The 24,499-nt window shown below is 61.6% G+C and carries 21 protein-coding genes; 9 read left to right on the top strand and 12 right to left on the bottom strand.

What is annotated here, in order from left to right; all coding sequences use genetic code 11:
- Positions 1-382 precede the first annotated feature (382 nt).
- From larB to PLJ71_07495, 4 genes are read left to right on the top strand one after another with little or no spacing between them, the layout of a single operon-like run.
- Positions 383-1,141, top strand: coding sequence for a nickel pincer cofactor biosynthesis protein LarB (gene larB / locus PLJ71_07510; GenBank protein ID HQM48521.1), 759 nt, complete (start codon positions 383-385; stop codon positions 1,139-1,141).
- Positions 1,142-1,185: 44 nt separating this feature from the next.
- Entirely contained in the window at positions 1,186-2,367 is a 1,182-nt protein-coding gene (gene larC / locus PLJ71_07505) for a nickel pincer cofactor biosynthesis protein LarC (GenBank protein HQM48520.1), read from the top strand.
- 4 nt (positions 2,368-2,371) lie between these two features.
- Entirely contained in the window at positions 2,372-2,863 is a 492-nt protein-coding gene (gene coaD, locus PLJ71_07500) for a pantetheine-phosphate adenylyltransferase (protein ID HQM48519.1), read from the top strand.
- Positions 2,864-2,879: 16 nt separating this feature from the next.
- Positions 2,880-3,689, top strand: a complete 810-nt coding sequence (locus PLJ71_07495) for an amidohydrolase family protein (GenBank protein ID HQM48518.1) — start codon at positions 2,880-2,882, stop codon at positions 3,687-3,689.
- A gap of 3 nt (positions 3,690-3,692) precedes the next feature.
- On the opposite strand, the gene PLJ71_07490 is transcribed toward PLJ71_07495, so the two are convergent.
- A complete protein-coding gene (locus tag PLJ71_07490; protein ID HQM48517.1) occupies positions 3,693-5,405 on the bottom strand; it encodes a 4Fe-4S binding protein in 1,713 nt (570 codons plus the stop codon).
- Positions 5,402-6,352: a DUF362 domain-containing protein gene (locus PLJ71_07485; protein HQM48516.1), complete on the bottom strand. Its 951-nt coding sequence runs from the start codon at positions 6,350-6,352 to the stop codon at positions 5,402-5,404. The genes PLJ71_07490 and PLJ71_07485 overlap by 4 nt, the downstream gene beginning before the upstream one ends.
- Before the next feature lie 526 nt (positions 6,353-6,878).
- Here PLJ71_07485 and PLJ71_07480 point away from each other — a divergent pair.
- The 4 genes from PLJ71_07480 to PLJ71_07465 all read left to right on the top strand — a co-directional run bounded on the left by PLJ71_07480 (position 6,879) and on the right by PLJ71_07465 (position 13,378).
- A complete protein-coding gene (locus PLJ71_07480; protein ID HQM48515.1) occupies positions 6,879-8,210 on the top strand; it encodes a Gfo/Idh/MocA family oxidoreductase in 1,332 nt (443 codons plus the stop codon).
- A 60-nt stretch (positions 8,211-8,270) separates the two neighbouring features.
- Entirely contained in the window at positions 8,271-11,480 is a 3,210-nt protein-coding gene (locus PLJ71_07475) for a ThuA domain-containing protein (GenBank protein HQM48514.1), read from the top strand.
- Between the two features lie 34 nt (positions 11,481-11,514).
- Positions 11,515-12,501 carry a DUF1080 domain-containing protein gene (locus PLJ71_07470; GenBank protein HQM48513.1) on the top strand — a complete coding sequence of 329 codons (987 nt, stop codon included), beginning with the start codon at positions 11,515-11,517 and terminating at the stop codon, positions 12,499-12,501.
- A 166-nt stretch (positions 12,502-12,667) separates the two neighbouring features.
- On the top strand, positions 12,668-13,378 hold the full coding sequence (locus PLJ71_07465) for a glycosyltransferase family 2 protein (protein ID HQM48512.1): 711 nt from the start codon (positions 12,668-12,670) through the stop codon (positions 13,376-13,378).
- Between the two features lie 476 nt (positions 13,379-13,854).
- Here PLJ71_07465 and PLJ71_07460 read toward each other — a convergent pair whose 3' ends face one another.
- The 7 genes from PLJ71_07460 to PLJ71_07430 form a co-directional block, all read right to left on the bottom strand.
- Positions 13,855-14,931, bottom strand: a complete 1,077-nt coding sequence (locus PLJ71_07460) for a ubiquitin-conjugating enzyme E2 (protein ID HQM48511.1) — start codon at positions 14,929-14,931, stop codon at positions 13,855-13,857.
- 53 nt (positions 14,932-14,984) lie between these two features.
- Positions 14,985-15,299 (bottom strand): DUF4190 domain-containing protein, encoded by a 315-nt coding sequence (locus PLJ71_07455; protein HQM48510.1) that lies wholly within the window; start codon positions 15,297-15,299, stop codon positions 14,985-14,987.
- Between the two features lie 320 nt (positions 15,300-15,619).
- Complete coding sequence (locus PLJ71_07450) at positions 15,620-16,705, bottom strand: FHA domain-containing protein (GenBank protein HQM48509.1); 1,086 nt, start codon at positions 16,703-16,705, stop codon at positions 15,620-15,622.
- 128 nt (positions 16,706-16,833) lie between these two features.
- Positions 16,834-17,565, bottom strand: a complete 732-nt coding sequence (locus PLJ71_07445; GenBank protein HQM48508.1) for a Mov34/MPN/PAD-1 family protein — start codon at positions 17,563-17,565, stop codon at positions 16,834-16,836.
- 14 nt (positions 17,566-17,579) lie between these two features.
- Positions 17,580-18,776: a ThiF family adenylyltransferase gene (locus tag PLJ71_07440; protein HQM48507.1), complete on the bottom strand. Its 1,197-nt coding sequence runs from the start codon at positions 18,774-18,776 to the stop codon at positions 17,580-17,582.
- 4 nt (positions 18,777-18,780) lie between these two features.
- Complete coding sequence (locus tag PLJ71_07435; protein ID HQM48506.1) at positions 18,781-19,050, bottom strand: EsaB/YukD family protein; 270 nt, start codon at positions 19,048-19,050, stop codon at positions 18,781-18,783.
- 52 nt (positions 19,051-19,102) lie between these two features.
- Complete coding sequence (locus PLJ71_07430) at positions 19,103-20,158, bottom strand: serine protease (protein ID HQM48505.1); 1,056 nt, start codon at positions 20,156-20,158, stop codon at positions 19,103-19,105.
- 291 nt (positions 20,159-20,449) lie between these two features.
- On the opposite strand from PLJ71_07430, the gene PLJ71_07425 reads away from it, so the two are divergent.
- Positions 20,450-21,619, top strand: coding sequence for a lactonase family protein (locus PLJ71_07425; GenBank protein HQM48504.1), 1,170 nt, complete (start codon positions 20,450-20,452; stop codon positions 21,617-21,619).
- A 293-nt stretch (positions 21,620-21,912) separates the two neighbouring features.
- On the opposite strand, the gene PLJ71_07420 is transcribed toward PLJ71_07425, so the two are convergent.
- The 3 genes from PLJ71_07420 to PLJ71_07410 all read right to left on the bottom strand — a co-directional run bounded on the left by PLJ71_07420 (position 21,913) and on the right by PLJ71_07410 (position 24,358).
- Positions 21,913-22,647 carry a sugar phosphate isomerase/epimerase family protein gene (locus PLJ71_07420; protein ID HQM48503.1) on the bottom strand — a complete coding sequence of 245 codons (735 nt, stop codon included), beginning with the start codon at positions 22,645-22,647 and terminating at the stop codon, positions 21,913-21,915.
- Positions 22,648-22,779: 132 nt separating this feature from the next.
- A complete protein-coding gene (locus PLJ71_07415) occupies positions 22,780-23,742 on the bottom strand; it encodes an ROK family protein (protein HQM48502.1) in 963 nt (320 codons plus the stop codon).
- 25 nt (positions 23,743-23,767) lie between these two features.
- Positions 23,768-24,358, bottom strand: coding sequence for an SIS domain-containing protein (locus PLJ71_07410; GenBank protein ID HQM48501.1), 591 nt, complete (start codon positions 24,356-24,358; stop codon positions 23,768-23,770).
- Between the last annotated feature and the right edge of the window lie 141 nt (positions 24,359-24,499).

The raw sequence follows: 24,499 nt of genomic DNA, 5'->3' as shown, positions 1-24,499 counted from the left end.
GCGCGTACCATACCAGCCTGGCCTGAAGGGCCAGGGGATGGGATTCAAAACAGGCAAGAGGGCTGAAGGCCCGACACATCGCTATCCCGCGCTCGCTCCGCCTTGTCGCTGTCCGCCGCGTCTTCACGACCAAAGACCGCCGGGGAATGCCAAACCGCGAATTCCGTTTGCGGAAACACGAATATCTCGCATCCCTCTCCCGGAACCTGAAACGCAAATGGTCTCAAATCCGTTTCAACGATACGCCGGGCCTATGACTTGGCTGGTATGTTCCCGCTCTTTCGTCGCTGGTTTTTATTTTGCCCGTCAATTTACGTACTATACGTGTCTTGCGGGAAATGATGGCCGTGTCGGGGAACACGAGAATCGAAGAGCGTTTCTGATGGACCAAAAGAGGCTGAAAGAGTTGCTGGAGGCCGTGGCGCGCGGTTCGCTCGCGCCCGATGACGCTGTGGAACGCTTGCGGAACCTTCCTTTCGAGGATCTTGGTTTTGCGAAGGTCGATCATCACCGGCACCTGCGGAAGGGGTATCCCGAGACGGTTTTTGCGCAGGGAAAGACCCCCGAACAGGTGGTGGCGATCGTGACGCGTATGCGCGAGCATGGCAGCAACGTGCTCGCGACCCGGTGTGGCCGAGAGGTGGTCGAAGCGGTGGTTGCGGCGCATCCGGATGCGGTTCATCACGAGGTAGCCCGCGCCATTACAATCACCGTCGAGCCTCCCGAAACGCGCGAAGGCTTCGCCGCCGTGGTCTGCGCCGGCACGTCGGACATGCCGATCGCCGAAGAAGCGGCCGTCACGTGCGAGGCCATGGGCACCTCCGTGAACCGTGTCTACGATGTAGGCGTAGCGGGACTCCACCGTCTGTTGGAACAGCGCGCCGTTCTGGATAGCGCCGACGTGCTGGTGGTATGCGCCGGCATGGAAGGCGCGTTGCCCAGCGTGGTGGCGGGGCTGGTTGAACAGCCGGTCATCGCCGTCCCTACGAGCGTGGGGTACGGGGCAAGTTTTGGCGGTATCGCGGCCCTGTTGGGCATGCTGAATTCGTGCGCGACAGGCATCTCGGTCGTAAACATCGACAACGGGTTCGGCGCTGGCGTGCTGGCCGCGATGATCAACCGCATCGCCCATGACAAATAGGAGGCGCGGGACTGTGCCCGCCCGGCCCATCGCGAGGAACAGGCATGAAAATCCTCTATTTCGACTGCGTGTGTGGCGCAGCGGGCGACATGATCGCCGGCGCGCTGATCGATGCCGGTGCGGACTTCGCTGCTGTGCGCGCCGCCCTCGGCTCGCTCCCGATTGGGGGCTTCACGGCCCGGCTCGAGCGCGTCAAGAAGAAGGGGATTGAGGCTGCGCAGTTCAAGGTCGAAGTGGATCCCGCCGCAGCACAGCCCCACCGGCACCTGAGGCATGTGCTCGAGATCATCGAGAGCGCCGGCCTGCCCCAGTCCGTCAAGGATGCAAGCGCGGAGACGTTCCAACGCATCGCCGGATGCGAGGCCGAAGTTCACGGCACAACTATCGAAAAGGTGCATTTTCACGAGGTGGGGGCTATTGATTCCATCGTCGACGTGATTGTGGCCCACCTGGGACTCCATTTGCTGGGCATCGAGCGCGTCGAATCGTCGCCTTTGCCCGTGGGTTTCGGAACCGTCAAGGCGGCCCACGGCGTGATGCCCGTTCCCGCGCCAGCGACGGCGAAACTGCTGCAGGGCGTGCCAATCTTCGGCGGCGAGCTTGAGGGCGAATGGGTGACGCCGACCGGGGCCGCGCTGATTGCGCAACTGGCCCAGGCGTTTGGCCCCATCCCCGCGATGCGGCTCGAGCGCATCGGGTACGGCAGCGGCATGCGCGACGCCCCCGACCGCGCCAACGTGTTGCGGGCCCTCGTCGGCAGGAGCGAGCAGGCGCATCCGGGCACCGAGACCATCCTGGTTCTCGAAACAAATATCGACGACATGAACCCCGAGCTGCTGCCTGTCCTCATCCAGGAAACGCTCCAAGCCGGCGCACACGATGCTTTCCTGACGCCCATCGTGGGCAAGAAGGGGCGGGCGGCACACAAATTGACCGTCTTGTCGCCCGAAAACCGTGCCGAGGCCCTCATGCGGACCATCCTGCGGAACTCCACGACGCTGGGCGTGCGGATGCGGCGCGAATCGCGGATATGCCTGCCCCGCGACTGGAAGACCGTGTCCACGCCGTGGGGGCAGGTCCGCGTGAAGTATGGGCTGCTTGACGGAGAACCTTCGGCCCCGGCGCCGGAGTTTGAAGATTGCCGCGCCCTGGCCGAAAAAGCGGGCGTAACCGTGTTGGACGTGTACCAGGCGGCAGTGGCCGCGGCGATTCACGAAAAGGAGTAAACCGATGCGCGAACGCGTCGCCGTCTATCCCGGAAGTTTCGATCCCCCCACAAACGGCCATTTGGACCTCATCCAGCGGGCCTCTGCGCTGTTTGACCGCCTTATCGTGGCTGTCGCAACCAATACGGACAAACAAGGCCTGTTCCCGGTTGATGAACGGCTCGAAATGCTCACAGCGATCACGCGGGACATTCCGAACGTCCAGGTAGCCTCCTTCGTCGGGTTGACGGCTGAGTTCGCGCGCGAATGCAACGCCGTAGCGGTGGTCCGCGGTCTGCGTGTGATGTCGGACTTCGAATTCGAGTTGACCATGGCCATTACGAACCAGAAACTGAACCCGAGCCTCGAGACCGTGTGCCTGATGCCCAGCGAACCTCATTTGTTCCTGAGTTCGCGCATCGTGCGCGAGATCGCCCGGTTCAACGGTGACCTGAGCGAACTGGTACCGCCCCAGATCGAGCCCGCCATTCGGAAAAGATGCCGGAACGGCGTCTAGGAGAACAACGTGAGCTATGAATAGCAGAGCACAACGCGTCATAGACATCCACACCCATGCGTTTCCGGATGCGGTGGCTGAGAAGGCCATGCCCAAGCTCGAGGCCGAGGCGGATTTGAAGGCGGCGCTGGACGGCAAGGTCGCGTCGTTGCTGGCCTCGATGGACCGGGCAGGCATCGAGCTCTCGGTGGTGGCATCGATTGCCACGAAACCCGGCCAGTTTGACGCGATCCTCGCATGGTCAAAAAGCATCGCATCGGACCGGCTGCTTCCGTTTCCGTCGGTACATCCCGAGGACAACGATGTGGCGGGGCGGGTGCGTGCGATCGCGGATGCGGGTTTCCGGGGCATCAAAATGCACCCCTATTACCAGGACTTCAAGCTGGACGAGGAGCGTCTCTGGCCGTTCTACCGGGCGGTCAGCGATGAAGGGCTGGTCCTGCTCATGCACACGGGTTTCGATATCGCCTATCCTTACATACGGATTGCGGACCCGGTCCGCACCGTGCGGGTGCTCGATGCGTTTCCTGAATTGAAGCTGGTGACCTCCCATTTGGCCGCGTGGATGGATTGGGACGAAGCCGAGAAGCATCTGTGGGGCAAGCCCGTCTACATGGACTTTTCCTACAGCCTGCACATGATCGATAAGGCCCGGGCGCGCGAGGCGCTGCTGGCCCATCCGCCGGAGTACGTTCTGTTTGGGACCGATTCCCCGTGGGAGGACCAGGCGCATGCGGTTGAAACCGCCCGGTCGCTCGGTCTAGGACCCGAGCGCGAAGAACTCGTCTTCTACGAGAACGCCGCCCGGCTATTGGGGCTGAACTGACGCCTATTGCTGGCCGTAGGGGTCCGAGTACCCCGGCGCGTCGCTTTGCCCGGCGGCCGGGTCGCCGTAGCCTTGTTGAATGGCGCCGTCGAGGTCGCCGATGCCCACAAGAATGGGCTGGTTGCCCAGGTGGCGGGATTCGTTGGCGCTCGTGATGCGGATAGCTGCCCTGTCGGCGAAGGGGCATTTGGTTTCGCAGATGCCGCAGCCGGTGCATTTGTTGGGGTCAACGTGGGGCTGTTTGACGACGAGCTTGCCGCCGCTGCGGGTGGTGATTTCGGTTTCGACGGTATAAATGGCCTTTCCGGGCGCGGGACAATGCTCTTCGCAGACGATGCAGTTGCGCTCGTACGCGTAGGGGATGCAGCGCGTGGTGTCGATGGTGGCCAAGCCGATGCGCACCTTCTTCTTCTCGTCAAGCGCGAGCGGTTTAATGGCCTCGGTTGGGCAGGTCAGGCCGCAGAGATTGCATTCGTACTGGCAGTAGCCGATTTTCGGCACGAGCATGGGCGTCCATACCCCTTCGAGCCCGGCTTCGAACGTGGCGGGTTGGAGCCCGTTGGTCGGGCACACTTTCATGCACAAACCGCAATGGACGCACCGTTGCAGGAATTCGTGCTCCTCCCGCGCGCCGGGGGGCCGGATCAATGCTGGATTATAAGCCTTGGCCTGAGCCTGGGGCGTTAGCCGGAACAGGAACAGGCCCGCCAAACCTCCCGCGGCCGCGCCGAGGGTAGCGCGGCGGCCGAGGTCGGGTCCCGCGATGGGCCGTTTACGGAACGGCGGCTCGATTTTGAATTTCAGCGCCCGGAAGTTGCACGTGCTCACGCAATTCCAGCACGCGAAACATTCGGCCGCCATCCATTGGTTGCCGTACCCGGGGGCAGCAAGCCCTTGGCACCCGATGGTGCAGCGGCCGCACTCGTTGCAGTCTTCGTTGCGGCGCACAAGGCGGAGCAGCAGCGGGCGGCGGGCGAAAATGCCCAGCAACGCGCCGGCCGGACAGAGATAGCGGCACCAGAACCGCGGCCGGACCAGGTTCAGCAGCACGATTCCAGCGAAAAGGGCCAGGATCAGGCCGCCTCCAAGAAAAGCCTGGCGCGGAGCAAGAAAAATGTGTTTGCGGAAGAACTTGTAGACCGGTTCCGTGGCGCTTGTGGCGTGGAGCGGTCCGATGTGGGGGTCCGCCTGGTAGACAGCGGTCGAACCGTCTTCGACGGCGTACTGGAGGGCAGGCCACACGGCAGCGGTCATGCTGCGGTACAGGAGCGCTATGGGATCGAACACGCCAATCCAATCTACGCCGAAGGCGGCCATCACCAGCAGAATGACTAACAGGTAGTATTTGGCGCGTTGCCACGGAGACCATCGTGCCGGAGCCTCGGATATGCCGCGCACCCAGTTGCGCAGCCAGCCCGCGAAATGATTGATGGTGCCGAGGGGACAAACCCATCCGCAGAAGACGCGGCCAAAAAGCACCGTCGCCACGAGGGTCGCAAGGGCCAACAACGCCGCGGCCGGCACCGCGTACGTGGCAAGATACGTGCCCGCCAGGATCAACGGGTCGAGGTGAAAGAACACCTGGGTGAATGCGTCCGGCTCGGCATGTTCGCGAAACCGCGTGTTCACAAACAAGAATACGAACAGCGCCAGGCACGCCAACTGAACGCAACGGCGAATCCAGGGCCCCCACGCTCTGGGACGCCTCAGATTCACGATACAGCAATCTCTTTCGGGTTCAGCGCCTTGTAGTCAGGGTTTCCGAGTCCCGCCGCGCCGGCCTTGGCGGCGATCTGCTGGGCTTCTGGCCGGTTGCCGAGCAGTTCGACGCCGAAGGCCTCGAGTGCGACAATGTCGGTGCTGACGGCAATGGTGTCCTTGCGCGCAACGTCGGCGATTTGCGAACTCTGGGGGCCGTTCGCCGTGAGAATGCGTACGGCGTCAAGCAGGCAGAGCTGGGGTTTCATGAAACGGGTGATATCGGTGAGACATGCGGGTAACGCCTGGTGCCAGGCGTTGCGGCGCCCGCCGACAACCCCCATGTAGTTCTTCATGCAGAGCGTGGCCTGGGTGAGGCCGTGATGCTTGGCTATCGGGCAGTTGATGACGAGATCGGTTTCAACGATCTCGGGATACACCTCCCACTCGGTGAGGTATTCTCCCTGGAGGGCCATTTTCCGGACACGGTTCTCGTCGAGGTATATGACCTCGGCGCCGGCGCTTTTCGCCGCGGCTTCGATCCCGCTGCTGGCATAAGCCTTCTCCGCGGGGACGCAGGGATTGTCGCCGACCTTCACGGTCTTGGCCCCGGCATTCAGACAAAGCTTCACCAAGGTGGCCACCACGTCGGGATTCGTGTTGGCGGCCATCTCGGGCGACCGGTCCCACGCCATATTGGGTTTGATCCATACCACGTCGTCCTTCTTAACGAACCGGCCCATGCCGCCCACGCCGTTGATCGCCTGTTCCGTGAGCTTGACGGCCATGGCGGCGAATGCGGCGGTGTCCGCGTCAGCGACGGGGTCTCCAGCCCATTTCGCGATGGACATATTCGGGGGGGCGTCCTGCGCGAAAGCGGGAAGCCCGCCCATCTGAGCGAGCGCCAAAGCGCCGCCGGCTTTTGCGCTGTTTCCAAGAAATGCTCTACGCGTCTGGTGAACCATGTTGGTGCCTCCGAAATGTACTACGCTTTCACCCACTATTGCGCCTTCTGTACGGGGAGCCGGTGCGTGCACCAAAAGAGGGCGAATGCCCTCTCTTGCTTGCCGAAAACGGAGTATAGCATAAAGGAAATTGGAACAAAACGCGCTCTGCGCACCGTATTCGGCGGACAAGAATGGGCGCACACGGAGACTCGGAGAACACAACGGCGCGCCACAAGCAGGTGTTGAGCTATCCGCGCCTGACGGGGACAAGACTCGGTTGCCTGCTCAATTCCGTTGAGGTCTTGATGAAGAACGGCGTTCCCCGCATCATGAATGGGGACGTTGAGTAGATTCCGCTTTGGCCCAGGCTTTACTTCCACCGTATCTCTGTGTCTCCGTGTGAGTTGCCCTGACCGCCGGGTTGTCCGGCGACTGGTGTTCTACGGGCCAAGTTGACTCAGTGGTCCCGCAAGATCAAAAATGCTGCCGTTTTCTCACTCCCAGTCCACTCCAAGCAGGTGCAGGAGGAATCTTTGCGATGCCTATGAAGACGTCTGTCTGGACAGAACGGTCCCCAGGCTCGACGCGCAGGCAGTTCTTGCGGCGTACGGCGGCATTCGCGGCGGCGGCCGCGTTCCCCCGTGTCGTTCCCGCACGCGCGCTCGGCGCCGGCGGAGCGGTTGCGCCGAGCGAGCGGCTGACCCTCGGCATTATTGGATTGGGCAAACTGGGCCGCGAATCCCACTTGAGCTCGTACCTCGGCAAGTCCCAGGTGCAAGTCGTGGCGCTCAATGACGTGGAAACCGGCCGCCTCGAACAAAGCAAGCGCCACGCCGACGAGGTCTACGCCAAGGCATACGGAGAAGGAAAATATGAATCCGCGGCGAGGTACACCGATTTCCGCGAATTGCTCGCGCGGAACGACATCGACGCGGTCGTGATCGCTACCCCCGACCATTGGCACGCCATCCCGTCCATCGAAGCCGCCAAAGCCGGCAAGCACGTTTACTGCGAAAAACCCATGACCCGCACCATCGCCGAGGGCCGCGCCGTCGTCAACGCCGCCCGCCGCTACAACATCGTGTTCCAGACTGGCAGCCAGCAGCGCTCCGATTTTGCCGGACGCTTCCGCAAAGCCGTCGAGCTGGTGCGCAACGGCGCGATCGGCGGTCTGCAATCCATCGACATCGGCGTGGGAGGCCCTCCCGGCGACGCGTATGACCTCAAACCCGAGCCGGTCCCCCCGACACTGGATTGGGATTTCTGGCAGGGCCCGGCGCCATGGCGCGAGTACAACTCCGAACTTTGCCCGCTGAACTACCCAGGCTTTCCCAATTGGCGGAATTACCGCGATTACGCCGGCGGCTCGTTGAGCGATTTCGGCGCCCACCATTTCGATATTGCCCAGTGGGCCCTCGATATGGACCACAGCGGCCCGGTCGAGGTCCTCTATCCGAACGGCAAAGACGTCGCGTTGATGACGTTTGTCTACGCCAACGGCGTCGTGATGTATCACAAGCCCGGCGCCGAGGCCAATTGCGTGTTCCGGGGCGCCAAAGGCACGGTGTGGGTGAGCCGGTCGTTCCTCCGTACCGATCCCGAGAATCTCGCCGATATCAAGTGGGGCCCAAACGAGCTGCAACTCGACCGCGGCCGGGACCATCGCGAGGACTGGCTCGAGTGCATCAGGACCCGCCAGAAGCCCATCGCCGACGTCGAGATCGGGCATCGCACCAATTCCGTGTGCCAACTGGCCAACATCGGCTATGTCGTCAAACGCGACCTCAAATGGGACCCTGTCCAAGAACAGTTCATTGGCGACGCGGAAGCCAACGCCCTGTTGTCCCGGGCAAACCGGAGCCCGTGGCATCTGTAGCCGCGCGAACGGCGGATTCCGGCAGACCCTCGCGGGTTGGCCGGTGAAGGGAGATAGCTCATGAGACGGTGGAGCACAACGCTAGTCGCGGCTGCTGCTGTTGTCAGCCTGCTCCTCGGCGGCGCGTTCGGCGCTTTTGCGCAAACCGACGACGAGATCGCCAGGATGCGGGCCGCGATGCCCGCCAAACCCCGCGTCGCCCCCGCAAAACCGCGCACGCTGCTTGTCTTCAGCCTGTGCCGAGGTTTTGTACACAGTGCGGTGCCGTACGGCGCCAAGGCGTTCGAGATTCTCGGGGAAACCACCGGCGCGTACACCGTTGTGCAAAGCAGCGACATCGCCGTCTTCGAGCCCGACGCCCTCAGCCAGTTCGACGCCGTCGTGTTCAACAACACCACGGGCGAGCTGTTCCTCCCGCCGGACCTCGCGAACCTGTCGCAGGAAGAACAGCTTCAGGCTCGCGAGCGTGACGCCCGGCTCAAGGCCGGCCTGCTCGAGTTCATCCGGAGCGGCAAGGGCGTCATCGGCGTGCACGCGGCCACCGATACCTTTTACAACTGGCCCGATTACGGCGAGTTCATGGGCGGCTATTTCAATGGACACCCTTGGAACGAAGATGTAGCGGTCAAGATCGACGACCCCGCCCATCCCGTCAACCGGGCGTTTGCGGGCCAGGGCTTCACCATCGCCGACGAGATATACCAGTTCAAAGAGCCCTATTCGCGCGAGAAATTGAGGGTCCTGCTCAGCCTCGATACCAGCAAGACCGACATGACCAAGGGGGGCATCAATCGCGATGATGGCGACTTCGCCGTGTCCTGGGTGCGGGGGTACGGCCAGGGACGCGTGTTCTACTGCTCGCTCGGACACCGCCACGAGATCTTCTGGACCCCGGCAATTCTGCAGCACTATCTCGACGGCATTCAGTTCGCCTTGGGCGACCTGGCGGCCGACGTAACACCGAGCGCCCAGCTCCCCGCCGATTACGCCGGGAAGGCAATGATCGCCCTCGAGACGACTCTGGTGGATGAGGCGGCCCACGCTCTCGCAACGTACAACCTGGGCGGCGCTCCCACGAACCTGCGATTTCTCGAGACTGTCGTGAACGATACCTATGCGCGGTCCGAGAGCCGCCGTGCGGTGGCCGAGAGGCTGGCCGCCATTCTGAGCGATCCCGCCGCGACGCTCGATGCGAAACGGTCTGTATGCTCCCAACTGTACCATCTGGGTGTGCCTGAAGTGACGCCCCTGGTCGCGCCGCTTCTGAGCGACCCGAATCTGTCTGACGCGGCCCGTTACGCACTTGAGCGCATCGAAACGCCGGAGGTCGACCAGGCCTACCTCGAGGCCCTGCCGAAGGCCTCGGGCAACGCCAAGCTCGGACTCATCAACGGCCTCGGCGAACGCAGAAGCCAGGCCGCTGTCGACGCGCTCGCCGCGCTCGCCGCCGATCCCGATGCCGGGGTCGCGGGCGCGGCTATCATCGCCTTGGGAAAGATCGGCGGCGCCCGCGCCGCCGAAACGCTGGCTGGCCGCAAACAAGGCCTCCCGGCTGGTCTCATTCCCGTGCTGCTCGATGCCCGCCTGCTATGTGCCGACGGTCTGCTGGTTGAGGGTCAGACCGCTCAGGCCCAGGCAATTTACGATGCCGTCTACCGTTCGGAATGTCCCGACCGGTTTCGCGTGGCCGCTCTGCGCGGCATGGTGCAGGCTCAAGGCGATAACGCCGCGGCGGTCGTTGTCGATGCCCTGCGCCAGGGCAGCCCCGCGCTCCGGGAAGCCGCCGCAGCCGCGGTGCGCAGCGTTCCCGGCGGTGAAGCGGCTACCCGCGCGTTCGTAGCCGAGCTGCCTGGCCTTCCCGCTGAGACCCAGGCGCTCCTGCTCATCGCTTTGGCGGATCGCGCCGGCCCGGCCGCCCTGGACGCTGTCATGCAAGCAGCAACAAGCGGGGACGAACGGGTGCGCAACGCGGCCCTCGAGACCTTGGCGGTCCTTGGCGACGAGGGCTCGGTAACGCTCTTGACGAAGCTCGCAGCGGCGAATGAGGGCCGCACGCAGGAATTGGCGCGCCGGGCTCTGAACCGGCTGCGCGGTCCGAATATCAACGCCGCACTCGCAGACCGCATGCAGAACGCCCCCGCCCCGCCCGAACGCGTCGAGGCCGCACGGGCACTGGGCGAACGGTTCGCATCCGACACAACCCCGGCGCTTCTTGCAGCCGCTGCTGACAGGGCCCCGGAGGTGCGCGTCGCCGCGCTCGACGCCCTCGCAACCGTGGCGCCCCAGGACGCCCTGCCCCAGCTCGTCGCGGGCATTGTCGCGGCACAAGACAACGCGACCCGCAATGCTGCCGAGAATGCGGCCATGGTCGTTGGCCTGCGCGCCGAGGAGAATGGCGGCCGAGCCAAGCCCCTGTTGGCCGCCTTCGCCAGCGCGGATACCGGTGCCGAGGCAAAAGCCGCCCTCTTGCGCGTCTTGGGTCAGATAGGCGACGAAGCGGCGATGCCGGCCGTGCTCAATGCGGCCGGTTCCGGAGACGGCGGGGAAGTCCGAGCCACCGCTCTCCGCGTGTTGAGCGACTGGCCCGGCGCCGCGCCCATGGACACCCTGCTGGGTTTCGCCAGGAACGCTTCGAACGAGACGGACCGCATCATCGCCTTACGCGGCTATGTGCGCATGGTGGCAATGCCCAGCGACCGCGATGCCCAGCAGACACTCGCGCTCTACCGCGAAGTCTGCGCGCTCGCCAAGACCGCTGAAGAGAAGAAACTGGTGCTTTCCGGATTGGCGAAGATGGGTCATCCTGACGCCCTCGAGGTGATTCGCCCGTATCTTGAGGACAACGAAGTAAAGGAGGAAGCAAAACTGGCCGCCGAGGCCATACAGGGCGCCACATACCAAACCAGCGCATCGGTAGCCTCGGACGCGTCCGCCAACGCTATTGACAACGATATCGAAACCCGCTGGGATACCGGCGTCCAACAACAGCCCGGCCAATGGTTCATGCTGGACCTTGGATGGACCGGCAACGTAGCGCGAATTATCCTCGACGCCTCGAAATCTCCCCAGGATTACCCGCGCGGCTACGAGGTATACATCTCGAGCAATACGGAGAATTGGGGAGAGCCCGTGGCGAAAGGCGAGGGAAAGGAACCCATAACCATTATCGACTGTAAAAACACAAAAGGCCGGTACATTCGTATTGTGCAGACCGGTTCCGCCGACGGCTGGTTCTGGTCCATTCACGAACTGAAGGTAGAGGCCAGGTAGCGGGCGCAGCCCGAAACAGGAAGGAATGAGATCCATGCGAGTGACTCCACTGTGTATCATCGCCGTAACCATGACTGCGGCATTCCAGGCGCTGGCGGCCGACAATCCGATGCAGGGCAACTGGAAGGGGCGTTTTGATGGCGGCGGCTGGGAGAACCGGACCCTCTCCGCCCAGGTCATCGCCAGGAGCGACCTCAAATATCGCGTCAACCTGTTCATAGCCGAAGACACCAAAGTAGTCATCACGGGCGAACGGGCCAACGACAAGGCCACCACCGCGGAATACAGCGGCGAAGTCCGTGTCGACAACGTTGTCTACAACGTTACGGCAAAATCCGAAAACGACGCTATGACCGGCCAGTTCTCAAGCAAAGGCAAGACCATCACGTTTCAGATGAACAAGATCTTCATTAAGCCCCCCACGCTGGGCGCCACGGCGCCGGAAGGCGCGATTGTCGTCTTCGATGGAACAAATGCCGAGGCCAACTGGGAGCGTAGCCCGCTTGTATGGTGCCTCACCGGCGAAGGGGCCATGGAAGTCTGCAACAGCAACCTCGTTACAAAGCAGACGTTCGGTTCCGGCCAGCTGCATATCGAGTTCCAGTGCCCCCTCATGGCCGGCGCGACAGGCCAGGGCCGCGGAAACAGCGGAGTCTATGTCCAGGGCCGTTACGAGGTCCAGGTGCTGGACAGTTTTGGCGATGACCCGGCCGACAACCTGTGCGGCGGCATCTACAAGATCGCCACGCCTCTTGTGTGCGCGTCGCTCCCGCCGGAAGAGTGGCAAACCTACGACATCACGTTTACCGCTCCCACGTTCGATGAGGCCGGCAAGAAGCTCCAGAACGCGCGGATTACCGTCGTCCACAACGGGATCGTCATTCACAACGACGTCGAACTGCCCACGTGCACGGCCGGCGGCGTCAGCGACCAGGAAGTGCCCGAGGGCGTGCTTATGCTGCAGGACCACGGCAATCAGGTTCGCTATCGCAATATCTGGTTTCAGCCCGCTCAGGGTTGATAGAACACGCTCCCGTGCGGTGGATGCCGCCCCGGCGCGGCGCGTATCCACCGCCTTTTTCGTGGAATTCACCTCCCGCGGCCCGATCATGGTATGCTCATACAAGACATCGGCATTGTGCAGGAGCGGATGAAGCGCCCGGGAGCTCGTCCAACGGACAGCAGTCGTGCACCTTTCATTTGTCATACCCGCCTATAACGAAAGCCGGCGAATCGGCGACACCATCGTGAAGGCCCAGGAATACTTGCAGCGGCAGGACTACGAGTCCGAGATCATCGTCGTCGACGACGGGAGTTCCGACGGCACGGCGGGGTTTGTGCGCAGAGCCTTCCCCGGCGTGCAGGTCATCGAGTACAAACCCAACCAGGGCAAAGGCCATGCGGTGCGGACCGGCATGCTCGCGGCCCAGGGCGATTATCGGGTCTTTTCCGACGCGGATGGCTCAACACCTGTCCACGACCTCGAGAAGCTGTGGGAGCGATTCGAAGATGGGGCCGACGTCGTGATCGGATCACGCACTGCGCCGGACGCCGACGTGCGGGTGCGCCAGGCGTTGTATCGCCAAACCATGGGGCGCATCTTCAATGTATTCGTTCAGCTCCTCGCGATAAAAGGGTTTCCCGACACCCAGTGCGGGTTCAAAGGCTTCACCCGGGCGGCCGCCGCTGACATCTTTCCGCGCATGACCATCCCGGGCTTCGGGTTTGACGCTGAGGTCCTGTTCATCGCCCGGAAACACGGGTTCCGCATCGATCAGGTGGGCGTAACGTGGGTGAACTCGCCCACATCACGCGTCAACGCCGTGAGCGATTCAGCCCGCATGCTGCGCGACCTCCTCCGCATCCGTCTGCGCGACATGCGGCATCAATACGACTGAGACGAAACCCGCTTCCGGCGCAAACCCAGGGTGGCCCGAATCAGACCGAGCGCCGGGCGGACGGAGCGGCCCCCACCTGGCGTCCGCCACCGCCAACTTCTGGATGCCCGACCTGTCGCGGAAAGACAGCCCGGAAACCTCCCACTGGACCGAGCGTCCGCCCTGCCCGGGCCTATGCCCGCAAACCATGTCCCGACAGTGCCCGTGCGCTGGACCGTCAGCGGCAAGGACAGCGTAATTACTCCCAGCGGCGAAATACGCCCGCGCATGCGCTCGCCCAAGGTCCGGGCCGTCCGCCCTGTTGCTCCGGCGTTCCCAGCCGCGAATGGATTGGCGTTCGTGCTCGGCAATCCTAGGTACCCCATCTTCCCGCGGCGCTCGGAATTCTTGGCCGCACTCTGTTTCATTCGGAGATATCGGGCTTATGTGAACGGCAGCACGGGATGGACCCCCTCACGGAACTTTGATAAGCAGTATCAACTGCTCTTCAGCTGCTCGAGGAGAGACGCCGCCTTTTGGTATCCATGGTCGCGAACCAAGGAATCTGCGATAGCAATTGCTTCGCCTGTGCGGCCCATGGCAGCAAGGTTCAGCGCGGCCGCGTACATGGCTTGAGTATTGCCTGGAAAAGCTTCGAGTAGTTCATCAAGGATGGGCTGCGCCACGTCATAGCGTCTTTCGGCGTGAAGCGCGGAGGCCCGTCTATACGCATCTTTTGCTGTTTGTCGCTGCAACTGCCTGTCCGCTATCTTGGCGATCGGAGTGTGTCGCCGCGGGCTCTGCGGTTTGTCTGGTTGCGCTTTTCTGCCGGGCTTGAGCGGCTTTCTGCAACGGGGGCACATGGCAGGAGCATTGCCGGACTGCGAAGGCATACCGGCCAGGCCCGATGGGCTAACAGGGCCGCCATTCTCGCGTGTAAACCATGCGCCACACCGAGAACAACGAAGTTTCGGGGGCTCCACATGAGAACCTCGCCCAAGCGTTGACACGTCGCCTTCTGTAATCACAACAGGATACGCTGAATGCTCTTCCGAAACAGGTTTGGGGCGCTCAACCGGGGCTTTTCGCTGGACAGCGTCAGCTCCGACAGCAGGGGGAGCAATCTCTCGGCGGTCTACCGGCAGCCTGCCGCTGTTCTCTGAAGCCCATCTGGCCGCGATCCCGTTGAGGGGACTCTTCGTGTTGTATTCTTGATACGCTATCATTCGCCCTATCCGGATGATCAGGTCGTCAAGGCCTTCCGATGCCGCGTAAATATCCTGCGCACAGACTTCCGTCTCATTGAAATTCGGGTGAAAAAGTGGCGTCAGCAAACGCAGCTGCGGCGCGCGCCTCGGGTACTCCAGACCAAGCCTGATTTCCAAGACATGTTCATCGCGCTCCAAGACACGCCCATCGGGGGTAGTGTAAAGGCCTCTTATCTGGTACCAGATCCGGTATAAGTCCGGCGGGACTCCCTGGGCCAGCTCGACCCGTACCAAAGGCCACCCGGCAAACCGTGTGGCTATCCGGTCGTAGTCACTCTGCAGACGTCGCACCCGCGGAGAACTCATTTTCACACCTTCGTATCAATCAACTGCCAACCAGTCAGACCAAGAACCTATGCCTACAACGAAGAGGCGAAAACCATGAACACAAGCAATCCCCCTAACACGAGTTCAATGATTCCAAGAACGAGTCCGGCGGTTGCCAGTCCTTCCCCGTTATATACGTCGGGCTGCATCTGAATCATGCGCTTTGCCCTGTTGGCCTCGCTGATTGCCAAGAGACCGAAAATGGGCCCGCAGATGAAGAAGCCCACGAGGGCCAACACCAATGACGACGTGGCCCCGGGCGCCGTAACCCTCGGCCGGTAGGGAGGAAGATATCCAGGCGAAGTTGGCGCTTGCGGCGGAATCGGCGCCCCTCGGTCTCCACCCACGATGATTCTTTCCTCATCGGGCGGCGCCATCGTGCACCCAAACACGGTGCAACCCCTATTTTCATTCCAGCAATCCGCGTGATGCGGGGTATGACAAACCGGGCACACGCAGGTGCTTTCCGCGGCGCCGATCTTGGTCTTGCAATACGGGCAAACGTTCTCGGCCGCCAAAACAGGCGGGGCAACCCGCAACACGGGCGGAGCAGGCTTCGCAACCACGAAGGGTATCGAACAACTGGGACAGCGCACTTCCCTTCCAACCCAAACAGAATCCGCCGTAAGCGGCCGGCGGCAATGAGGGCAGCTAAAAGTGAATTGGCTCATGGTCTTGCAGCTCTCTCTCTCTCGGCATAGGTAAACACATACCGGCCAATTTGAAGCACATCTCCGTTCCTGAGCATATGCTGCATTCCCGGATGCAACAATTGACCCGAGACCACGAGTTGACCGTATGCAGTCAACAACGACCTCCCCGCGCGGTGCTCTATGACAGCGTGCTGCTCAAGGATTGTATCGTCCTTGAAGAGGTAGATCGTATTGGACTGACTTCTCCCCAGGGTTACATGATCCTGGTACAGCACAAACTGTTTGCCGGCCAGCGGCCCGCCGGACACGTACAACCACCGATCCTTGAGAGCGCTCTCAACAAGCCCAATGGCAACGCCTGTGCCTGCGCCCAGAATAGCCATCCCTATTGCACGGCTGGCTTCGGCCCCTCCCGTAAGCAGCGCAATGGGATCGAACAGCAGGCCTCCGGCGGCGGCCCCGATAACCCCTCCCAGCATCCCGTACAGCGTTTTTTTCCCCGACACGCTTACTATGCCGAAAATGAGCCCCCCTGCAATTCCGAAAACAGCCCAGGCCACCGACCGGGAGACCCAGAACAGCGGACTTGTTTCTGACTCAACGCCCATTTCCAAAACGATGGCAATAAGAATGTTGAACACAATGTTGGCAATGACAAACATCACCGAACCCAACAGAAGCCCCAAACCCGTTGATGCCAGACCTCGGAGAAGAGCCCTTGTCCACGTGCGCTCCACAACGCTTTCCGCCGTCCCAAAGCCGATGGACATCAGAATCACCATCAAAGGGAAAATGAGGACATTGCCCCATCCCCACCCATTCACGTTGTCTCCAAACGACGGCTCGCAGATCAACCAAGCCAGGAAGGCGCCCATCAAGCCTGCCGCGCCCAGATAGAACCACCCCTTGAGAAGAACGTTGCCGCCTGACGCCGCAAATGCTCCAGTGGGGTGCCCGGTCTGTGAGATGTTGCCCCATGACCGTTCTTCCCCTGTCTGGGAAGTCCCCGGAATCGGCAGCGGGAGCGGAGCCGGCTCCGAGATTCTCGCATTCTTGACATCGTCCCAGGTGATTCGGATCTTTTGTGGGTCTTTCTTCATGGCCTTCTCCGCTGCGTTCCGGTTCTTTCCATTCGCCCGGTGCGGGGCGCCCGAACAACCGCCTCAGGACCGCCGCCCGCCCAAACAACTTTCCGCTCAAACACTACTCCCCACCTCACAGCCGGGCTTCAATGTATTTTCGATTTCAGCCACGCTAACAATCTACCCAGCGTACTCAGAGCCTCGTTCAATTTTTCATGAATGGAAGTGCGAGTAAGAACGAACCACCCAGCCGCTATCGCCAACACGAGAACCACGGCAATGAATATCCGCCGGAATCTGCGCACCGGTACGGCTTCCTGCCGGGGCTCGTCTCGCACGACAACGGAGTACGGCGAATCGGCCTCAGGTTCTTTCAATACGCCCGCAGAGTCGTCAGCGTCCGAAACGACGGAGAAATGCGTGAGGCGCCGAATCTGCCCCCTGCTCCACCCGAAACAACCTTCTTCTTCAGAAAGCGGATCGTAGACCCAAGCCAGATTCCCGGGACCTGTGAAGAAATTCTTGTGAATGAACGTGTCGTGCTCCGAAAGGAATACGCCGAATCCCGGATGCGAATGATACCAGCCTACAATCCTCTGGCCCGGGAACCGGTCAGCTCTTTCTTCATGAATTCTGACCCAGGCCTCCTGCGTGAAGGTTACGTGTGCGCCTCCGTGAGACGCGCCCTCTCCTGGAACCGCCCCAACAACCTCTACGCGGGCGTCGGTCAGTTGGCCGATCAGCGCCCCGCAGATTTCCACCTGAGGCGTTCTGTGTGCATGCTGACGAATCGTCTGGAGAACGGACGCGTGAATAGTGACCGCCTTGTCTTTGCTCTCGGGAGATTTGCGCTTATGCTTTTTGTTTCGCGAAGACATGTCCAAACCTTCCCCTATCGAGAGAATCCGCCAAGCACCTCCGCGTAGTCTCCTTGGACAAGAATCTGGATCTCCCGCTCCCGCGAACGGGCCGCAAAAACATCGTACGGCGGGAGCCCGAGCGAACGGATTGTCCTGTTACCATAGGGCTCCGTGCCACCATACCCGTGTATCGTCGTGACCTCGCGCATTTCACCATCCGAGGGACACAGTCCCTCGTGCGAGGAGAGCGCCCCCACGCACCGGAAGGCTTCGGTGACGGTATTACAGCGTGGACAGCGGAGCGTGTGAATAATGTCCCTGCTGAAATCCAGAACAACCTCTCGAGAACCCAATTCCTCCTCAGCGTAGGCATAGACCTCTGCCAGTGTCGTCTCGTCGCAGGATTTCGGCCAAGAGCGAAAATCTCGATATACCTCATGGCTGAAACAATCGTCATTTGACGTGTACTCGACGACATACGAGGTATGGTTCATGCCCTCGAATACATATCCCTTCCCCGAAAGCACGGGAAGGCCATGAAGATACTTCAGGGCCTCTTGCACTTGTATCCCGGCAATTACCGAGGAGGTTGTGGGCGTCGTGGGCGTCTTGCCCATTTCCATATCTCGACGCGTGAGCAGGTTGCACGACATCCGCCTTTCCAATATCTTCCAGTCGACCTCCCCGAGCGTGCATTCATAACAGGGGGGCTCGCCCGGGAGAAACGCGCGAACAACGCCGTTCATGCCTTCGATTGCCGCGTCAATCCAGGGGCGGTTCATCTTCCAGGAAGCGCGATTGAGCCATAGGCGCGCCTCGCGATTGTCCAAGGCGCCAAGAATCACATCAGCCCATCCAAACACGCCGAGGCCCACGTCATGCATGACATTGCCGGAAATGCTGGACGTCTGACAATCGCAATAGATGTCCCGCGTGCGTTCGGCGGCCACATGCGCCTTCCGCCGGCCCACATCGCCGGGCCGAAAAAGCACGCTCCTGGACAGGTTGGAGGATTCAATCAAGTCGAGATCAATCACAAGAACTTGCCCCACTCCAAGCAGCGCCAGATTCTTAAGCACCTCATTCCCGATCGCGCCGGCTCCAACAACAAGAATCTTCGCGTCGCGTAGCTTTTGTTGGTCCCACCATTCAATCAGGCCAAAACGGCTGAACCGGTCCTCCGCCAAATTGGCATCTGTGATGGCAACGGCATGTGCGTCTGTTTGCATGAAACTAGCCCGCTGTTATTTCAGGCTGCAACCGGAGAATGTCGCCATCCTGGACCCCGGCCTCGGCAAGAGTCTGTTGTTCCTGCAATTGACGGCCCGAATTCTTGTGGTGAAACTTATAGCTCAGGGGCGCCCCGTCGGGTCCGTTTTGAGGGAGACTCAGCCTCTGGACGAGAATGCTAACCAGCTTGATCACGGGCGCATCATCGGGTAGTTCCACGGGAATTCTCTTGTTCTCAGTCGAATCAAATACCGTCACATTGATCATTGCCATAACCGAATGACCTCCTTTGAAAAACCGGCAAATCTCTTCCCGCGTGATTACACTAAGGAGAGACCTCGCTCTCTTCCGCTCTCTTCGACGCTAATATGCCAATCGCGTCTCGGCCTTCGTCCGCCACCGTCCAGGCACTGACATCTTGAATGTCGTCAACCCGAACTCCGAAACCTAGATTCTCGGCATTTGGATTTTTCGTCTTATCTACAATGCCTTGAACTATCGCCATCAGCCGTCCATAGCTATCGAATATAGGGCCACCGCTGTTGCCTGGACTGACCGGAGCAGACAATTGAATCACATCTTTACCGCGAACCTGTGCGACCAAGCCGCTGGAGATCGAGAAGTCAAGTCCCTCTGGATGGCCGATAACAAATACCTCTTCGCCGATCGCGACGGACTCGAAGCTTCGAAAGGGCTGCACATATTCCGAGTGCGCACCCTCGCGCTTCACCCACATCAGAGCCAGATCGAGGGTATCGTGAAGACCAACAACAGCGGCACGCGTCTCTCGTGCATCCCGAAGCGTAATCCCCGCATACTCTCCAAGTTTGGCCTTTCCCCGAATCGCATCAATCACATGCCGGCTCGTAAGAACCAGGAGCCCTTCCCCATGTGCAAGCACCACAACTCCGGCGCCGCTGGCCTGTCCGGTTATGCGGAACGGTTTTGAGCTATCGGGGTGAACTACAACAACAAGCGCGGAAAGCTGCTCGGCGATTTCACGCCCGGTAAGGGGCCTCCCCGATGGCAATGACGGAAACTGGTCAAAAGATATGGCAGACCGCTCGGCGGCGGGACCCCTGACCTGACGAACGGGATGTAGTGCAAGAACAAGAGCACTTATCATCAGGAGGATACAACTGGCCAACAACAGACAGAGGTAGTGAAACGCGTGAGCATAACGTCTGGAAAGATCACTGCGGCGCACGGCAACCATTCCCAATACGACCACAAGAAAAAGGACCGGAGGACACAGGACCAGTACTGCGGAGAAAAGTCGCCAACGCAATGGAATGGTCGGGTCGTGCGTTGCACGGGGCGCCTCCGGAACCTTTGGACCAGCAACATCGGCAGAAGTGATGACGATCTTGTCCGAATTCATACTGTGTGCTCTTTCGGTTCTTGCCCCATAGCCTAATACTCCGGCGTGGGTCAGGGATCTGCGCATCCCCCCTTGTTGATAGATTAACATGAGCGTAGCGAAGAATCCATTTCTACCCCCGTGGTTCTGTGATTCGTGCCGTGCACTCCTCCTCTCCTCATGTCGGCCTTGCTTCGCTGCGGCACTACGCCGCTGCGCCCCCCTTACGTCGTGGCAGCGCATCATGCTATATTCAATTCTCGCACGTTAGCCCAAACCGGATGCGCCTGGCGGAGTCAGGGAGATTGGATTATGACCAGGAATTGCGGAATCCTCACGGCGGTAATGGCCTTCAGCATGGCGCCGCTGGCCCCCGCTGCGGATGCGGCGGCTGCCCCCGCGGCCCCGCGCGACTGGCGGGTCTACATTGGCACCTACACCGACGGGGCGAGCGAAGGCATCTATCTCCTGCGGTTTGACGCGCAAACCGGCCGGCTCACCAGCCCCGAACTGGCCGCGAAGATCGAAAACCCGTCGTTTCTGGCACTTCACCCCACAAAACCGTTGCTTTACGCTGTCGGGGTCACCACCCGCGAGAACGGCGAAAAATGGGATTCGGTTACGGCCTTCGTGATAGACCCTTCGAGCGGAATCCTCACGCAACTCAACCGCGAATCATCCATGGGAGGCGGGCCCTGTCATGTCGCGGTGGCGCGTACGGGACGGCACGTGGCCGTGGCGAACTACGGCGGCGGCAACATCGCGGTGCTGCCCATTCGCGAAGACGGGCCTCTGGGCGCGGCGAGCGCATTCGTCCAGCACACGGGCTCGAGTGTGAATCCGCAGCGCCAGCAAGAGCCCCATGCCCACTCCGTGAACTTTGACCCCGCGGGCCGGTTCGTATTCGCCGCCGACCTCGGCATCGACAGGATCATGATCTACCGCTTCGACGAGATACACGGCACACTCGAACCCAACGACCCGCCTTACGCCCAACTGGCGCCCGGGGCCGGACCCCGCCACTTCGCGTTCCATCCGTCGGGCAAATACGCCTATTCGATCAATGAACTCGACAGCACCATCACGACGTTCGCGTACGATGCAGCGAGCGGCAGGCTCGACACCGTCCAGAGCGTCGGCACGCTCCCCGAAGATTTCACCGGCGAAAGCACTACCGCCGAAGTCAGAGTGCACCCCTCGGGACGCTTCGTCTACGGCTCCAACCGCGGGCATGACAGCATCGCCGTGTTTGCCGTCGATCCCGCATCCGGCGCGCTCACTTCCGCAGGATGGGCCCCAACCCAGGGAAAGACGCCCCGCAACTTCAACATCGACCCCGCCGGGAGATTCCTGATTGCCGCAAACCAGGACTCGGATACCCTGGTGGTGTTCCGGATCGAGCGGGAAAGCGGCGCGCTCGTACCCACGGGCCAGACCGTCAACGTCCCCGCGCCCGTCTGCGTCGTGTTCAAGAAGCCTTAGCGCGACCCGTTGACGACATCCCAACAGACGGCCCTTGCCCGCCCCGTGGCGCGGACCGTCCTCCCGATGGCTAAAGGAGCTGCTTCCGTAATCCCGGGGCATCAGAGCGCTGCCCGGACATGACGGCCCCCAAGTCTCCCGTTCCAGAGATCGCGGGCGAGACGCCTGCGCTGCATCGACCGGAGAGGTTGTGTCCGGAGCCCGGGAGGAGCGGTAGAGGCTGCGCTACAAGGTCCCGGCATTCTGCGTTGTCCGTGTGAGGAACAATCCGCGGGCAAGGCAGGCCGCCGTCTTCACGCTCCCGCGGCTTTCACTGCCGCCCGCCAGTTTGCCAGGCCTTTCTTCATGTCCGGCACGGGATTCTCCGGGCTCTCTTCGTACTCCATCACGATGGGGCCGGTGAAGTTGATCTTCAGTAACGCCTTCGCCACGGCGACGAGGTCCATGTCGCCCTCGCCCAGGAGCTGTTCTTCGCCGCCGATGGCCCAGTCTTTCAAATGCAGCGAAATCACCCGGTCGCCGAGCTGTTCGAGCACCTCGTGGGGTTGCTCGTTCGACCGCAGGTGATGCCCGGTGTCCACGCAGGCGCCGATGTACGGATGGCGGCCCCGCACCGCCTTGAGCGTATCGGCAACCTTGTCGTACCGTGCCCCGGGACCGTGGTTATGAATCGCAATCTTGATCTGGAACTCTTCAACCAGTTCCTCGAGATTGTCGAATGCTTCCGGCGTGGGATCGGCCGTCAGCACCTGAACGCCCAGCGCCTTTGCGAACTCGAACTTCTTGCGGTTCGCGGCGGCATTGTCACTAAAACCCTCGACGCCAAAACAGGGAACCAGCATCTTCCGCGCCGCCAGCATCTCTTTTACGCCCGCAAACCCCGCGTCGCCGGCATCCGGTGGAAAATGGACCGCGCAGAACTCCATCGTATCGGCGCCGAGCTTCTTCAGGCACTCGATTGCGCCACTCGTATCGAATTTTCGGAAACTGTAACTCTGTGCTCCCGCCGGAAACCGTTCGGCTGTCATGATCGTTCGCCTCCTTCTCGTGAAACCTTATGAAAGGGCCGCATACGGCCGTTGCGCGACAACACCTGCTGAAATCATGGCCCACCATCCAGGGGAAATCAAGCGCTCGCGCGAACAAGCACAGCGGCGCTCCTAATCCGCCGGCCGCGGGGCAAGCAACAACGCCCCCACGGCCACAACGGACTCGCCCAAAGCGCACGGGACGATCTCGTAACGTCCGCGAAATTGCTCGAACACCTTCTCGTCCACGTACCGGCGCAACGGGTCGAACAACACGTCGCCCATCAGGGCGACCCCGCCGCCGATAGCCACGCGCTCGGGGTGCACGAGGGCAATCACGTTCGCCAAGGCCAAGCCCGCCGTCTGCGCAACCCGATCAATCGTCTCCAGGCACTCGGCGTCGCCTTGCCGGGCGGCTTCGGCCACCATGGCACAGGTGAGCCGTTCCCTGTCGCCTTCGCACAGCCCGTGCAACACCGAACCCGGCTCGAGAACAGCTCCAGCCCGAAACCGTCGTTCGATGGACCAGCCGGAACACAGATCCTCGAGCTCGCTTGCCGCGCCAGGTGACGGAACGGTCCAGTCCGGCACGTACGTGTGGCCGATTTCGGCCGCGCCGAACCCCTGGCCGTCATGAAGTTTTCCATCGAGCACAAGCGCGCCGCCGATGCCGCTGCCAATGTTCATGTAGCAGAAATGCCGCGTTCCGCGGCCGGCCCCCAGACAATATTCAGCCCACCCGGCCGCGTTGCTGTCATTGGCCACGACAGCGGGCAGCCCGAACCGCTCCTCGAACCACGCTTTGAGAGCCATGTTCTCCCAGCCGCCCACCTGATGCGAAACCAACACCTTGCCGGTCGCCGTCTCGACCGGGCCGCCAAACCCCACGCCCATGCCGGCCACCGGCTGGCCTCGAGTCGCCGCGTCGTCAAGCAGCCGGGGGACGGCCGCGTCGAACCACCCCAGGATGCCCTGCGCTCCTTGGCCCGCAGGCGCTTTCCCCCGTTCACGCGTGAGGATTTCACCTTGCGTCGTGCCCAGAACGGCTTGTAGTTTCGTGCCGCCGATTTCGATGCCGAGCGCCAGGCGTGTCATGTTCAAACCTCGCAATCCAATGCCATCAGTCTTTGCCGGTCCTCACGCTGGACTTCCCGCCGAACGATTCCTTCAGAACCTCGACCAGCGCGTGTTCCATGATGAGATGGGCGTCCTCGATCTGAGCCATGGAGTCGCAAGGGACGTTGACGTGGATGTCGCAGAGGGGTCCAAGCTTTCCCCCCTGGAACCCGGTGAATCCCACCACGGAAAGGCCCTTTGCCTTGGCTGCCTTCGCCGCTTCGATCACGTTGGCGGAGTTGCCGCTGCCCGAGAAGGCAACAAGCAAATCGCCTTTCCGGCCATACGCATCGAGCTGCCGGGCGAAGGCCTGTGCATATTCGACATCGTTTGCGAAGGCCGTCATGAGCGGCACGCAGTCTGAGAGCGCAAAGGCGCGAAGCGGCCGGCATCCCGACGCGTCCGCCGGGGCCTTGACCAGGTCGTTGACCATATGGGAGGCAGTCGCGGCGCTGCCGCCGTTGCCGCATACATAGACCACGTTATCCGCTGCCTGGACCCGTCTGACAGCCTCGACGGCCGCATCAAACGCGGCGCCGTCGATCAGGTCCAATACGCGGGTGAGTTCTTGGCAGTATTTCGAGAACGTGAGCATTCGATTCCTTTCCTACGCAACCGGGGGACCGGTATGCATCCGATTTTGCCGCGGAAACCTGCACGCGGCTGAGAGCGCGATTTTGCCTATCCTAAGATCAGAAACCGAATGTTTCAAGGCCGCTCCCGCGATTCTGGAGTG

It is taken from the genome of Candidatus Hydrogenedentota bacterium, assembly GCA_035416745.1.
Classification (GTDB): Bacteria; Hydrogenedentota; Hydrogenedentia; order Hydrogenedentales; family SLHB01; genus UBA2224.
This window is presented reverse-complemented; position numbering and strand designations above follow the sequence as displayed.

Excerpts from the sequence above, each read along its gene's own strand:
- PLJ71_07445 (HQM48508.1), bottom strand. The coding sequence starts at position 17,565 with ATGTCTTCGCGAAACAAAAAGCATAAGCGCAAATCTCCCGAGAGCAAA.
- coaD (HQM48519.1), top strand. The coding sequence starts at position 2,372 with ATGCGCGAACGCGTCGCCGTCTATCCCGGAAGTTTCGATCCCCCCACA.
- PLJ71_07420 (HQM48503.1), bottom strand. The coding sequence starts at position 22,647 with ATGACAGCCGAACGGTTTCCGGCGGGAGCACAGAGTTACAGTTTCCGA.
- PLJ71_07435 (HQM48506.1), bottom strand. The coding sequence starts at position 19,050 with ATGGCAATGATCAATGTGACGGTATTTGATTCGACTGAGAACAAGAGA.
- PLJ71_07440 (HQM48507.1), bottom strand. The coding sequence starts at position 18,776 with ATGCAAACAGACGCACATGCCGTTGCCATCACAGATGCCAATTTGGCG.
- larB (HQM48521.1), top strand. The coding sequence starts at position 383 with ATGGACCAAAAGAGGCTGAAAGAGTTGCTGGAGGCCGTGGCGCGCGGT.
- PLJ71_07470 (HQM48513.1), top strand. The coding sequence starts at position 11,515 with ATGCGAGTGACTCCACTGTGTATCATCGCCGTAACCATGACTGCGGCA.
- larC (HQM48520.1), top strand. The coding sequence starts at position 1,186 with ATGAAAATCCTCTATTTCGACTGCGTGTGTGGCGCAGCGGGCGACATG.
- PLJ71_07480 (HQM48515.1), top strand. The coding sequence starts at position 6,879 with ATGAAGACGTCTGTCTGGACAGAACGGTCCCCAGGCTCGACGCGCAGG.
- PLJ71_07475 (HQM48514.1), top strand. The coding sequence starts at position 8,271 with ATGAGACGGTGGAGCACAACGCTAGTCGCGGCTGCTGCTGTTGTCAGC.
- PLJ71_07450 (HQM48509.1), bottom strand. The coding sequence starts at position 16,705 with ATGAAGAAAGACCCACAAAAGATCCGAATCACCTGGGACGATGTCAAG.
- PLJ71_07415 (HQM48502.1), bottom strand. The coding sequence starts at position 23,742 with ATGACACGCCTGGCGCTCGGCATCGAAATCGGCGGCACGAAACTACAA.
- PLJ71_07430 (HQM48505.1), bottom strand. The coding sequence starts at position 20,158 with ATGAATTCGGACAAGATCGTCATCACTTCTGCCGATGTTGCTGGTCCA.
- PLJ71_07460 (HQM48511.1), bottom strand. The coding sequence starts at position 14,931 with ATGAGTTCTCCGCGGGTGCGACGTCTGCAGAGTGACTACGACCGGATA.
- PLJ71_07485 (HQM48516.1), bottom strand. The coding sequence starts at position 6,352 with ATGGTTCACCAGACGCGTAGAGCATTTCTTGGAAACAGCGCAAAAGCC.
- PLJ71_07425 (HQM48504.1), top strand. The coding sequence starts at position 20,450 with ATGACCAGGAATTGCGGAATCCTCACGGCGGTAATGGCCTTCAGCATG.
- PLJ71_07495 (HQM48518.1), top strand. The coding sequence starts at position 2,880 with ATGAATAGCAGAGCACAACGCGTCATAGACATCCACACCCATGCGTTT.
- PLJ71_07410 (HQM48501.1), bottom strand. The coding sequence starts at position 24,358 with ATGCTCACGTTCTCGAAATACTGCCAAGAACTCACCCGCGTATTGGAC.